The organism is Pleurocapsa sp. FMAR1 (genome assembly GCF_963665995.1).
Classification (GTDB): domain Bacteria; phylum Cyanobacteriota; class Cyanobacteriia; order Cyanobacteriales; family Xenococcaceae; genus Waterburya.
Genome location: NZ_OY762512.1, coordinates 627342 through 641417, shown reverse-complemented (window position 1 = coordinate 641417; position 14076 = coordinate 627342). Strand labels below are relative to the sequence as shown.

Sequence of the window (14076 nt, the reverse complement as noted above, 5' to 3'; positions counted from 1 at the left end):
TTTGATAATTAATGACTTAAGTGATTATTTGCACTTGGGCTGTATCTAAATCGTAATAACCACCGAAAATTTTTAATTTGTTTTCCTTAATTAATTGTGCGAGTACAGGGGATGATTTTAAGTTATTGATTTGCAGAAAAACGTTATTTTTAATAGTTTCCGTTAGATAGTTTTTATCATTTTTATCTCCTTCTTTCATGGCTGGTTGAATTGCTGCTAAAATACTGCCAATACTTCCTGGGACTGGTTTACCTGCAACGGCTGCTGTTACAGCACCACATTTTTCATGACCAATCACTAAAATTGCCTTAGCACCCGCTACAGCACTGCCAAATTCCAAACTGCCAGTTTCTTCGGGAGTTACTATGTTTCCTGCATTGCGAACCACAAAAATATCGCCAAATCCCTGGTCAAAAAGGATTTCTAAAGGAACACGAGAATCAGAGCAACCAAGAATTGAAGCAAAAGGAAATTGTTCTTTGGCAACTTCAGCTATACGTTCAAAATTTTGGTCGGGATATTTACGTTTGTTAGTCACAAATCTTTTATTGCCCTCCATCAGCATATTTAAAGCCTCATCTGGAGTAATATCTTCGTTAGTAGCCTTTGGAGCGTCATCGGCAGACTCAGCAAGAACTGAATTGTCGATAAAGCTTTTGGCTACGACCGTTGAGCCAAAAGCGATCGCTCCGTATTGTAATAGTTTTCTTCTAGAGGTTGAAAAATTGTCTTTCATGTTTTTAGAAAATTAATAGTTTTAAAGTGTTAAAGCAAACATTAAGCCGAGCAAGATAGTTCCCAGCACAATGGAAAGAAAATAAAACTGTGACTGACCAGAAGTGCTGTATTTAAGAGCTTGACCGCTAAACAAAGTACCGACTCCCACTAGGTTGACTATGCCATCGACAATATAGCGATCGCACCACGCCACAACTTTAGAAGTTACCCCAATTAAACTGACAATTGTTAAACGATATATATCTTGAATATAAAGATCGTTAGCCAGTAATTTTTGCAGGAACGAGGGAACTAACTCTACAGGTTTGTTCTTGCTGTCTCTTAGATATAAAAATGCAGCCAAGCTAAGACCCGTAAGGCTTGAACCAATCAAAAGTAACGCTACGTTTTGATCTAAATTAGCCCAGGTTGGTAATAAGTCAAACTGCTGCAAGATAAAAGGAAAATGCAGGGCAACTCCCGTTAAGATAGTCATCGGCAAGATCATTGCCCACAAAACTTCGGGACAACGTTTGCTCATCGCTTGAACTTTACCCCCAAAGACTAAGCCAAATACCCGCATTAAATTAAACGCAGTTAAACCGTTTGCTAATATCAACACCCCGAACAAAATAGGCTGCACATCCAATAAATAATCCCCTAATTCCAGCAATGCCCAAAAACCACCCAAAGGAGGAATGGCAATCAAGCTAGCAGCGCCAACTAGAAATGTAATTCCACTCACGGGACGACGACCAAATATACCGCCCAACAGCGTAATATCTTGGGTAATGTTGCTGATGATGATCGAGCCTGCACTCATATATAACAAAGTCATTGCCACAGCATGAATCAAAATCAAGAGTAAGGCTGCATGGTTTGCCCCTACTGCTACGGCAATAAAGACAAAGCCCATATAGGCACTGACCGAATAAGACAAAGTGCGTTTAAAATCTACTTGGGCGATCGCAATTAAAGACGCGCTAATGGCTGTAAATGAACCAACGCCGATCATTACTAAATTGGAAATAGCCGACTGTGCCAGCACAGGCTGTAGCTGAATTAGCACATAAGCCCCTGTTGCTACCACAATCGAGTTACGTAGCATGGAGGCGGGAACTGGTCCTTCCATCGCTTCATCTAGCCATAGCTGTAAGGGAAACTGAGCGCATTTAGCTAAAGGTCCAGAAATCAAAGCCAAACAGAGTAAATTAGCCGTCAATGGACTTAAGTTAGCCACCTTTGACCACTCTGCCAAATCGTCATAGTTCAGAGTACCTGTAAAAGACCAGAGGGATATTATCCCGATCAGCAGTAATAAATCTCCTACCCGCTTTGTCCAAAAGGCATCCCTCGCCCCTGTAACTACCAGAGGTTGAGCAAACCAAAAGCCGACAATTAAATAGGTAGCTAAGGTAAGCAATTCCAAAAACACATAGCTAAAAAAGAGAGTGTTGCATAAAGCTAGACCACATAAACCCGCTTCAAAGAAGCCCATCAAGGCATAAAATCGCCCCCAGCCCCAGTCCATCTCCATATAACCAACGGCATATAGCTGTGCCAAAATGTTTAATCCCGTGATTAAAACTAATGCCCCCACGGTAATTGCAGAGATTTTAATATCAAAGGAGATATACAAACCCGCTGCGGTTAGCCAGGGAAATCTTATTTCTTGGACTGGCTGCTGCCAAACTGCTTGTAAAGCCAAGATGCTGTGAGCAAATGCCACGCAGGTTATAGCTAAATTAATATATCCTGCTGGTCTAGAGCCAGTTTTTTTTATAATTCCTGGCGACCACATTAAGGCTAATGTCGTCCCGACTAGTGCATAGCAAGGTACTAGCCAGATACTTTCACTAAATATCTGCATAATAGATGATGTAGTTATAACTGCTGGTTAAAAACTAGGTATTTTACTCAATTGATTCTAAAAATTACTATAGATTAAAATCAATACTTTGTAAATTACTATTTATTAATTACTATGATAAGCCTAACAAATAATAATCCGAAAACTAGCTGACACTAAATCCTGTTTACCAAGGTTACTTATGTATCGCCTCTTGCACCCCCCAAAATGACGAATATCTTTAGTAATTTGAAAAGAGTACTATAAGCGAAAATGCTTTCCGACTCAAGTATTTGTTAAGTTTGGTAAGAGTTCAACAGCCAGTATAAGAACCATGACTAGAGAACAGCTATTGATACTTGATGCTGCCAGGGACGAATCCATTTCAAAAAGATGCAGCGATCGCTGCTGGCGTATCTCGATTCATTCCAGCCGATTTTTCATCTGACTTTACCAAAATGTCTGAAGGTGAAAATAAAAATTTCGATTTAAGAACGGAGTAATTTGTGACTTTTTTGCTTAATATGTCAATTTGAATAAATAATGACATAAAATAATTGATTACTAAATTGCCTCATCATTTAACAAATCTTTCAGAGAATGGCAGAGTTTTAATTCCTGCCGAAATTAGAAAATCACTTAATCTTAAGGCGGGCGATCGATTAGTCATGACCGTTATTGATGGCGAGATTCGTTTAGTGCCTCAGTTGGAAGTTATTAAACGCGCTCAAAATATCATTGCTAAGTATGTTGACCCTAGGCGATCGCTTTCTGATGAGCTAATGCAAGAAAGACGAAAAGAGGCCAAGCGTGAAGTCGAAGAATAAGATTGTTTTAGATGCCTCGGCACTATTGGCACTGCTAAATAAGGAAAAAGGACACGAAAAAGTAGCTGCTGTAATAGATCGGGCAACTATGAATACAGTCAATATTGCTGAGGTTATTACAAAGCTAGCTCAATTAGGTATTCCACTTTCTGAAATCGAGATGATTTTTACAGGGCTAAACATCGATCTGGTTGACTTTGATATGAACATGGCAATATTAGCAGGGAATCTGATTATGAAAACCCACGAGTTTGGTTTATCCCTGGGGGATCGTGCTTGTTTAGCTTTTGCTGAGTCACAAGATTATTCTGTAGTAACAGCAGATAAAGCTTGGCAAAACGTCCAGTCATTATTGCCAATAAAAATTATTTTCATCCGCTAAAACTTTAATTCTTTTTTAGGGTCAGAAGGAGTTAAATTAGATATTTCAATACCTCTTCCCCAGAAAAAGAGCGTTTTTGTTGAATAGCAAGATTTTTTATTTTTTCCCTAAACTCTTGATATTTTTCTTTGGTTAGAGGCTGGTTTAGATGATGCTCAAAAAAATATTTAAAGTTACTCGCACCACTAAATTTGCCAAACCAGATTTCAGGTTGACCATGAGAGAAAAGATAGTAGCTAGTGGAGTCACAAAATAAGGAATCTACATGAATTCCTGTTTCATAACGTAAGCTGGCGGGGGAATAAGGAGTATTGGCAGTAAATCCCTGACTGGATAGATAGTCAGTCACTTTGGTAAAAGCATCGTAGTTGATTCCTGCTACCTGCCAACCATAGCGCAGTTTTAAACCATTTAAAACTTGTTCTAGTGCCACATTTCCCGCTCTTTCGCCAATACCACCAAACGTACCCGAAATGCCCGTCGCCCCAGCTAAAACTGCTTGAATAGTGTTTTCTAAAGCTAAACCGCGATCGTTGTGAAAATGGACAGACAAAGGGGTTTGGTTGCCAGTAAACTCGATTAAATTTCTGATCCAAAGCTTAGTATTTTCAGGGGTAAGAATGCCGACGGTATCGCAGAGTAGGAATTGCTTAATATAAGGCTGAAATTTTGTAATACACTCTACCAAAAAGTCAAAATCGGCACGACTGGCATCTTCGGCTGCAAAACATATTTTTAAACCTTTAGCAGCAGCATATTTTAGATGTGCTAAAACTTTGTCTAGCATTCGTTGGCGGATTTGATGAATTGTTGCGGGATCTAGATCCTGACTAGTTTGGTAGCGTAACTGAGGATCTCTTAAACATAATAGGCGATCGCTGACTGCATTAAACAGAATAATTGTTTCTACACCACACTCTTTTGACTCGTCTATATAGCTTTCTCCCATCATGGTAGAGGCGACGATAATTTTGTTAGATCCTTGGTCAATTAAACTTTTGACTAACTTGGCTTCTGTATGATGAATGGCTGGCATTAAAGCCAAATGATGTACTCCTGTTTTGATAATTAAGTTAGCTAGAGTGCGCTTAATTTTTTCATCAAAAAAGATGCCAACCTGTTGTTCGCCATCTCTTAGAGTTTCATCAAAAATAGTCAGTGTAACCGTTTTCATCAGCAAAGATTATCACAGTAGTAATACAAAATATACGAATTTATTAAATTAAATACACTCTGATGGGAAACTTACCTTCAATCACAACAATTTGCTATAAAGTAACTCTAAATTTGATAAATCGGTAGTGAGTGAGTTTGGTGTGTTTATGAATTCGTCTGAACAAGAGTCAGCTAATCTGTCTATTAGTCACGGGGATGCTTTACCAAGTTCTGTTTTAACCATGACGTTATCAGAAATTCTTGTGCGCGCGGCAGCTTATGAAACAGGAATCACGATTAAAAGTGACCCTAAGACAAAGATTTTTTTATCTTACAGCGATTTACTCCGAGATGCTGAAGCTATTTTAAGCGGATTGCGTCAAAAAGGTTTACAGCCCAAGGATCGGGTGATTTTGTATCTGCGAGATACTCGGTGTTTTTTTGCTGGTTTGTGGGGCTGTTTTTTGGGGGGATTTGTGCCAATTCCCTTAAGTGTGGATTTGAATTTTAATAGCAGCAAATTACATCAAACGTGGGAACTATGCCAGTCTCCTTTAATTATTACCGACAGCGACATCAAAGATTTAAAAGCGATCGCACTCAAGAGCTTATTGGCTAACGAACCTGACGGTAATTGGCATTGTAGTCAGCTAGACGACTTAGCTTTGTTGCTATTTACCTCTGGTAGTACGGGAAAGCCAAAAGGAGTAATGTTGTCGGCGCGTAATCTTTTGGCTAGTGTTTACGGCATGGCGAAAGTAAATAATCTATCTCAACAGGATATTACTTTGAATTGGATGCCCATAGAACACGTTGCTAGTTTAGTAATGTTTCATTTGACTGAGGTTTACCTTGGATGTCAACAAATTCAGGTCAAAAGTGAATTGATTCTCCAAAATCCGTTGCAATGGTTAGATTTGATCGATCGATATCGCGTTACCGCTACCTGGAGTCCAAATTTTGCCTATAACTTAGTTAATGAGAAGCTGGCATCTACAGCAGAACATAACTGGGATTTGTCCTGTTTGCGCTGGATGGGCAATGGTGCAGAAGCGGTTGTGGGTCAAACTACTCAGCGTTTTTTAGAATTACTCGCACCCTATGGCTTAAAATCTTCTGTAGTTAGTCCTGGCTATGGAATGTCAGAAACGACATCAGGGATAGCCCATTCTAATGACTTTTATCATAATATGAATCGGCAGTTTGTGCAAGTAGGCGCACCTATCCCTGGAATATCTCTAAGAATTGTGGATGAGAAAAATGAGCTTGTCCCCGAAGGAAAGATAGGCTTGTTACAGGTAAAGGGCGAAACGGTTACGGCGGGGTATTATCAGCAGCCAGAATTAAACGAAGAGATATTTACTGCTGATGGCTGGTTCAATACGGGAGACTTAGGCTTTTTGAGCGCAGGACGACTGACGATTACTGGTCGTCAAAAAGACGTGATGATTATTAACGGGGTTAACTATTACAACCATGATATCGAAACTGTAGTCGAAGCGATCGCCAATGTTACTATTTCTTATACGGCTGCTTGTGGCGTAAAAGACAGTAACGAGCAAGAACAAATAGCAATCTTTTTTAATACCAACCAGAAGCAAGACAAGCTAAGAGAATTAATCAATCAAATACGTAAAGCAGTCTTTGAGCAGATAGGAATCGCACCAGCCTATATTATCCCCGTTACTAAAGATGCTATTCCCAAAACGGCGATCGGTAAAATTCAAAGATCCCAGCTTGGTCAAAGATTTGCAGCAGGAGAATTTAATGAGGTAGTAGAAGAAGTTGCCGAGTCATTTAACCAAAGAGATTTAAGTCAGCAGGAGTTGCCAAGTAATGCGATCGAGCAACAACTGGTTGAAGTATGGAAAGAAGTTTTAAATTTGGCTACCGTAAGCGTAAACGATAACTTTTTTGAGTTAGGCGGTAATTCTCTATTACTAATGCAGGTATTGAGCAAATTAACGCCTGAACATAATCATCTATCTGCGGTAACGTTGTTTCAATATCCTACTATTTCTGCTTTAGCTGATTATCTCAACTGCGATCGAGAGTCTGTTGCAATACAGCAGGGTAAACGTCGGGGAGAATTACGTCGTCAAGCTACAGTCAATAAAGACGTGGCAATTATTGGGATGTCCTGTCGTTTTCCTGGGGCAAATAATATAGAGGAGTTTTGGCATAATCTTTGCAATGGCGTAGAGTCCATTAGCTTTTTTGAAGATGCAGAAATTCTCGACTCTGGAGTCGATCAAGAGTTACTCAATAATCCCAACTACGTAAAAGCTAGTCCAATTCTCGACGACATAGCAGGTTTTGATGCGGATTTTTGGGGCTATAGTCCCAAAGAGGCACAACTATTAGATCCGCAGCAGCGTTTATTTCTCGAATGCGCTTGGTCAAGTTTAGAAGATGCGGGGTACGATCCTTTTACTTACAAAGGAGAGATCGCGCTCTACGGTGGTGCAGCAACAAATACCTATCTGTTAAATAACATATATCCCAACCGTCATACCATTGATGAGCAGGATGACCTAAAGGTAATAAATCTAAGCTCGATGGGAGGCTTTCAAGCCAGTACTGCAAACGACAAGGATTATCTTACTACTAGAATATCCTATAAACTAAATCTTACAGGTTCTAGTGTAAATGTGCAAACCGCTTGTTCTACATCCTTGGTTACAGTTCACTTAGCTTGTCAGAGCTTAATCAACTCCGAATGCGATCTAGCCCTGGCGGGAGGAGTTTCTGTTCACTCTCCGCAGAAAATGGGCTATTTATACCAAGAAGGAATGATTTTATCTCCTGATGGTCACTGTCGCGCTTTTGATGAGTCAGCGGGTGGAACGATCTTTGGTAGTGGTGCGGGGATGGTGGTGCTGAAGCTATTAGATAAAGCAATAGAAGATGGCGATCGCATTTATGGAATTGTCAAAGGATCGGCAGTTAATAATGATGGTGGCACCAAAGTCGGTTATTTTGCTCCGAATGTAGATGGGCAAACTAGAGCAGTAGCCGAAGCATTAGCATACGCAGACATACCACCGCAATCTGTTAGCTATATTGAAGCACACGGTACGGGAACAAAGCTAGGCGATCCCATTGAAATCAAGGCATTGACTCAAGCATATCATGATGATACCAGAAAAATAGGTTATTGTGCGGTTGGTTCAGTTAAAACCAATGTGGGACATCTACAAATGGCATCGGGGATAGTTGGTTTAATTAAAACTACCCTTTGTTTATATCACCAAAAAATACCTGCTAGTCTACACTTTAATAATCCTAATCCCCAGATAAATTTTGAGCGCAGTCCTTTTTATATTAATACTCAGTTACAAGACTGGAAAAGCGATAACTATCCCCGTCGTGCTGGAGTAAATTCTTTGGGTATTGGTGGTACTAATGCTCACTTAATTTTAGAAGAGTTTACTGTTGAAAAAAGCAATAAGCAACAGCTTCCAGGATATTTATTAACCCTATCAGCGAAAACCGAACCTGCCTTACAGGAGTTAGTAAAAAGCTATCAGGATTATCTAAGGGCGAACGGCTGTTCGCCCCTACGAGATATATGTTTTACCAGTAATATTGGTAGATATCACTTTGATTATCGACTGGGTGTAGTAGCGAGGGATAAACAAGAATTAGCCGCTAAATTAAATCAAATATATATAGTCAATAGGATTCAAAATAACAACAAGATAGCCTTTTTGTTTACAGGACAAGGTTCGCAATATGTCGGCATGGCACAACAATTGTACAATACCCAACCTGTGTTTAAGGAGAATTGCGATCGCTGTTTGGAAATTCTACAGCCTGATTATGATAAGGCATTGCTGGAAGTATTTATTGACTTGAATGAAAATTATCTCGCGCAGAGACGCAAAGACGCAAAGAAGAGCGCCAAGATTGGAATTACAAGTTTATATACAATCAACGAAACCCAATACACCCAACCTTTATTATTCACGATTGAATACTCCCTGGCGCAAATGTGGCTATCTTGGGGAATCAAACCTGATGTAGTAATGGGGCATAGTATAGGTGAATATGTAGCAGCTTGTCTTGCGGGGGTATTTAGTTTAGAAGATGCTTTAAAACTTGTTTCAGCCAGATCGAAGCTAATACAAAGCTTACCAACAAATGGCGCAATGCTGGCTGTTTTTTGCGATCAAGAAAAGATAGATTTTGTCTTAAATAAAAATATAAGTATTGCTGCTTATAATGGCTCGCATATTGTATTATCTGGACTAAAAGTTGATATAGATAACATTATCAAAGAGCTAGAATCATCAGAAATAAAAACGCAATTATTAAATGTAAATTATGCTTTTCATTCTCCTTTAATGCAGCCTATTATAGAGGATTTTGAAAAAGTTGCTAAAACTATCAATTATTCTTTACCACAGATACTAATGATTTCCAATATTACAGGAGAATTGGCTAACGAACCTGTAGCTACTCCACAGTATTGGACAGATCATATTTTAAAGCCAGTTCAATTTGCCAAAAGTATCAAATATTTAGATCGGCAAGTGAGTATATTTCTAGAAGTCGGCACAAAACCAACATTGACAGGAATGGCACAAAGTATTTCAGATAATAAACTATTTTTGTATAGTCTTAATCCTAAACATGATGACTGGCTACAAATATTAGAGGCATTATCACAGTTATATATTGCAGGAGTAGATATTAATTGGTCAGAAGTCAGCAAAAACTATAACGGTCAAAAAATATCTTTGCCCACTTACCCTTTTCAAAGACAAAGATACTGGTTTGATATCCCTAAACCAGACATTATTAGGCAATATAGAAATAATACGCTACAGACTACTCACCCTTTATTAGGAAAGCCTTTATCCTCTCCTTTAAAACAAACAATATTTCAATCTCACCTCCAGTCTAATAGTATTACTTGGCTGCAAGATCACTGTTTGGCTAACAAGCCTGTCCTTCCTGGTACTGCTTATTTAGAAATGGTCATAGCATCTGGAGTATTTCAGTTTAAAACTAAGCGACTAACTATTAAAGATGTAGCTATTGATTCCCCTCTCTATATAAAAGAAAGTTATGTACCTGAAATTCAGTTAATCTTGTCTCCTGAACAAGATACCGCAGCTTGTGAAGTTTACAGTTTTGATAATGATAATGAACAATGGCAATTAAATAGTTCTGGTCAAGTTTTGCCTCTAGAAGCTACAGCAGATAAGTTACAGCTAGAAGTTATTAAATCTTGGTTCAAAAATTTAGAGTTAGACGTTACTCAGTACTATCAACAGTGTCAGCAAAGAGGAATTAATTACGGTAAAAGCTTCCAGGGAATAAAACAATTATGGGCAAATGAAAATGAGGCTTTAGGATTAATTGAATTACCAAATCATTTAAACAGCAATGAGTATTATTTCCATCCTGCACTATTAGATTCTTGTCTACAAATATTATTTGCAGCTTTACCAAGCGAGTTGTCTACCGCAACCTATATTCCTGTCGGCTTGGATAAATTAGATTTGTATAGTCTGCCAGGTAATAAAGTCTGGAGTTATCTAGAATTAGAACAAGACAGTAAATATAACACAGGCTTGTCAGCCAAAATCCAGCTATATAACGATTACGGCGATTTGGTTGCCAAACTCACAGGCTTGAAATCTCAAGCAGTAAATTCCCAACCTCGTTGGCAAAATTGGCTATATCAGCAGCAATGGATACAGCAGCCTTTATCATCTAAATCTTCTCTGGCTATTGAAACTGGTACGTGGTTGATTTTTGCCGATAGTACAGGTATTGGTAACAAGTTACTTACGCTTTTAGAATTACAGCAGCAACAATGTCATCTTGTTACCCGCCATATTATTAAAGATAACCCTGAAGCATTTCAAAGTTTAATACAGCAACATCAAGATCTAGCAGGGGTTATTTATCTTTGCAGTTTAGATGAGATCGAAGATTGGCGAGAGTGTGAAAGTTATTTATATTTGGTACAGGCTTTAATACAACACAATGATAATCCTCCCTTGTGGTTTGTTACCCGTAATGCCCAACCTGTAGATAACTATCAACTGACATCGGCAATAAAACAGTCTTGTCTTTGGGGGATGCAGAAAGCGATCGCCTTGGAACATCCAGAGTTATTATGTGTAGGGATAGATCTAGATCGCAATTCTACAAACAACGAAGCAGAGACTATCTTCCAGGAAATTTGCGCGGTATTAAATGAACAGGTTGGCTATAGAAATAATCAGCGTTATGTAGCTAGGTTGGTTAGATTTGACAAGGAGACGAAGAGACAAGGAGACGAAGAGACGAGGAGACGAGGAGACAAGGAGACTGGGAGACTGGGAGACAAGGAGACTGGAAGAGAAAACTCTACTGAATTTAATTTGCAGTTAGAGATTAATGATCCTGGTAATTTGGATAGCTTACAGTGGAAATCAATCAGCCGACAACAGCCTCAAGATCATGAAATAGAAATAGAAGTTAAAGCAACTGGTTTGAACTTCCGTGATGTGATGGTTGCTTTAGATTTATATCCCGACGAGACGAAATTCTTGGGCTTAGAATGTGCAGGAATAGTTACCGCATTAGGTAAAGAGGTAAACGATTTTAAACTTGGAGATGCAGTAATTGCTATTTCAGATAATAGCTTTAGTCGGTATCTTACCGTTAATTCTCTGCTGGCTATCCCTAAACCAGAATCTCTCAGCTATGAAGAGGCTGCAACTATTCCCGTAACTTTCCTTACTGCCTACTACACCCTTATTTATTTGGCACGAATACAGCCAGGGGAAAAAGTCTTAATTCACTCAGCAGCAGGTGGTGTTGGTTTGGCTGCGATACAGATAGCCCAACAGCAAGGCGCAGAAATATTTGCTACTGCCTCAACTCCCAAATGGGAATTGCTTAGATCAATGGGAGTAAAAAATATTATGAACTCCCGCAGTCTGGATTTTGCTGAGGAAATTGTATCTGCCACCGATGGTAAAGGTGTAGATGTAATACTTAATTCCTTGTCAGGTGAATTTATTTCTAAAAGTGTGTCCGTGTTAAACGATCGCGGGCATTTTATCGAAATAGGTAAGCAGGGTATTTGGTCTAAGCAAGATGTGGCTGAAGTTAAACCAAATATTAATTACTTTATTATCGATCTGTGGCGAATTACCCAAGATCAGCCTGAATTAATTCAACAGATGCTTGGTGATGTGTTGTCGCAATTTGCTACAGAAAAACTCAAACCCTTACCCCACACTATATTCTCTAGCGATAAAATTATTGATGCTTTTCGCTATATGCAGCAAGGAAAACATCAAGGCAAAATTATAATCACCCCGTCACCCCGTCACCCCATCACCCCGTTACTCCCTCATTTCGACGGCACATATTTAATAACAGGAGGAATGGGTGCAATTGGTTTAGAGGTAGCTCAGTGGTTAACAACTAAAGGAATAAAAAATATTGTTTTACTTGGACGTAGCGCAGTAAAACCTGAATTACAGAGCAAGCTGCAAAAAATACAAGGGGATGCCCAAGTTAATCTTATTAAAGCAGATATTGCTGATACAAATCAACTAGCCCAGGCTTTATCACAAATCGAATCAACACTACCTCCCCTGCGAGGAGTCATTCACTGTGCTGGAGTAACAAGCGATCGCACTATCTTAAAACAAGATTGGTCAAGCTTTAGCCAGGTTCTCGCGCCTAAAGTTCAGGGGGCATGGAATTTACACCTTTTAACGCAAAAATATGACTTAGAAAGCTTTATTTTGTTTTCTTCAGCTAGTTCTTTAGTTGGTTCGCCAGGACAAGCCAATTATTGTGCTGCCAATGCTTTTCTCGATGCTTTAGCTCATGGTCGTCGTCGTTTAGGTTTACCTGCGAGCGCAATTAATTGGGGTGCATGGCAAAACACTGGGCTAGCTGCTGACACTCAAATAATAGAAAGTTTAAAACAAAAGGGAATAGGCAGTATTAAACCAACAGAGGGGATTGAAATATTAGAGCAGTTGCTATTGCATTCTCCAACGCAAATTGGCGTAATTCCGATTGATTGGAACGTATGGAATAAAAACAATTCTGCTATACCATTCTATAATAATTTTATTGATTCTCATCCTATTTCTATAGCTAATCTTGATTTTAAACAGCAGCTATTAAATGTAGAAGCTTCTCAACGCCAAGGTTTATTAATAGAACAAATTAGTCAGCAGGTAGCAAATATATTAGGGATTAAAAATATCAATCAAATTGATTTAGAACTAGGTTTTGCTGAATTAGAATTAGATTCTTTAGGTTCGGTTGAACTAAGAAATAAACTTCAGTCTAGCTACAACCTCAAATTATCGGCAACAGTTATTTTTGACTATTCCAATGTAAATAAGTTAGCTAACTATTTATTAAAAACTATGTTTAATAAAAATGTAAGCGAACAAAATATAGATCTAGATAATGATTTAAATCAAATTAATAATTTATTGGAAACAGAAGCAGAATCACTATTAATAGAACAATTAAAAAATTTTAATTTTTAGACCGTTTAGTAATCTCTAAAGAGATCGCTGCTAATGTTTTTTCAATAGAATTTTCGTAAATACCGTAAAAGAAAGCTTTCTCTGTAGTAGTTTTAGGTACAACATCAGCAGTATGAATAACCATAATTCTATTGGCATCAATTTTTTTAATTTGCCAACTTCCTGATAAATGTTTTAAGTCTCCTTTATACAGTTTAAAAGTTATCTTTTGTGGTTTCACTTCTGACGACTCGATTTGTACTGTATACTCTTGCGTATAAAAGAATAAATCAACTTTATTTACCTGCTCAAATATTTTGCGATCGCCATTACTTTTAACTATTCTACTTGCAGAAACATTTGGCAGAAAATTGCGAAAGTTATTGTAGTCAGTCAATACTTGCCAAGCAGTATTCACATTCCCCGTGGCAATTACCTCCCCGACATATTTCCCTTTGCTGCCTTTAAGTACTACTTGACCTTGATTTAACTTAGTTTGTTCTTGAGGAGATAGCTTTACCTGATCAATAGTGTCTTGAGCTAGTACAGTAAAACTCATTCCCAAACTAATAATTAATGAAGCAATAAGTTTAATTAAAAAGCTACTATTTTTAAACCTAATAGGATAATTAAACATAAAAT

General features: G+C 38.4%; 8 protein-coding genes. 3 read left to right on the top strand and 5 right to left on the bottom strand.

Annotated features, from left to right (window positions below):
- Positions 1-16 precede the first annotated feature (16 nt).
- The 3 genes from SLP02_RS03245 to SLP02_RS03235 form a co-directional block, all read right to left on the bottom strand.
- On the bottom strand, positions 17-736 hold the full coding sequence (locus SLP02_RS03245; RefSeq protein ID WP_319419217.1) for a carbonic anhydrase: 720 nt from the start codon (positions 734-736) through the stop codon (positions 17-19).
- Between the two features lie 21 nt (positions 737-757).
- Positions 758-2587: an NAD(P)H-quinone oxidoreductase subunit F gene (locus tag SLP02_RS03240; RefSeq protein ID WP_319419216.1), complete on the bottom strand. Its 1830-nt coding sequence runs from the start codon at positions 2585-2587 to the stop codon at positions 758-760.
- A gap of 364 nt (positions 2588-2951) precedes the next feature.
- Positions 2952-3116 carry a hypothetical protein gene (locus tag SLP02_RS03235; RefSeq protein ID WP_319419215.1) on the bottom strand — a complete coding sequence of 55 codons (165 nt, stop codon included), beginning with the start codon at positions 3114-3116 and terminating at the stop codon, positions 2952-2954.
- 7 nt (positions 3117-3123) lie between these two features.
- Between SLP02_RS03235 and SLP02_RS03230 the strand changes: the two genes are divergently transcribed.
- Together SLP02_RS03230 and SLP02_RS03225 are read left to right on the top strand one after the other, a co-directional pair.
- Positions 3124-3393: an AbrB/MazE/SpoVT family DNA-binding domain-containing protein gene (locus tag SLP02_RS03230; protein WP_319419214.1), complete on the top strand. Its 270-nt coding sequence runs from the start codon at positions 3124-3126 to the stop codon at positions 3391-3393.
- The gene (locus SLP02_RS03225) at positions 3377-3775 is read left to right on the top strand and encodes a type II toxin-antitoxin system VapC family toxin (RefSeq protein ID WP_319419213.1); all 399 of its coding nucleotides are present in this window, start codon (positions 3377-3379) and stop codon (positions 3773-3775) included. The genes SLP02_RS03230 and SLP02_RS03225 overlap by 17 nt, the downstream gene beginning before the upstream one ends.
- Before the next feature lie 31 nt (positions 3776-3806).
- On the opposite strand, the gene SLP02_RS03220 is transcribed toward SLP02_RS03225, so the two are convergent.
- Positions 3807-4949 carry a 2-isopropylmalate synthase gene (locus tag SLP02_RS03220; RefSeq protein WP_319419212.1) on the bottom strand — a complete coding sequence of 381 codons (1143 nt, stop codon included), beginning with the start codon at positions 4947-4949 and terminating at the stop codon, positions 3807-3809.
- Between the two features lie 148 nt (positions 4950-5097).
- Here SLP02_RS03220 and SLP02_RS03215 point away from each other — a divergent pair, with 148 nt between their 5' ends.
- Entirely contained in the window at positions 5098-13455 is an 8358-nt protein-coding gene (locus tag SLP02_RS03215; RefSeq protein ID WP_319419211.1) for an SDR family NAD(P)-dependent oxidoreductase, read from the top strand.
- Here SLP02_RS03215 and SLP02_RS03210 read toward each other — a convergent pair.
- The gene (locus SLP02_RS03210) at positions 13445-14071 is read right to left on the bottom strand and encodes an SRPBCC family protein (protein ID WP_319419210.1); all 627 of its coding nucleotides are present in this window, start codon (positions 14069-14071) and stop codon (positions 13445-13447) included. The genes SLP02_RS03215 and SLP02_RS03210 overlap by 11 nt on opposite strands.
- Positions 14072-14076: the final 5 nt, after the last annotated feature.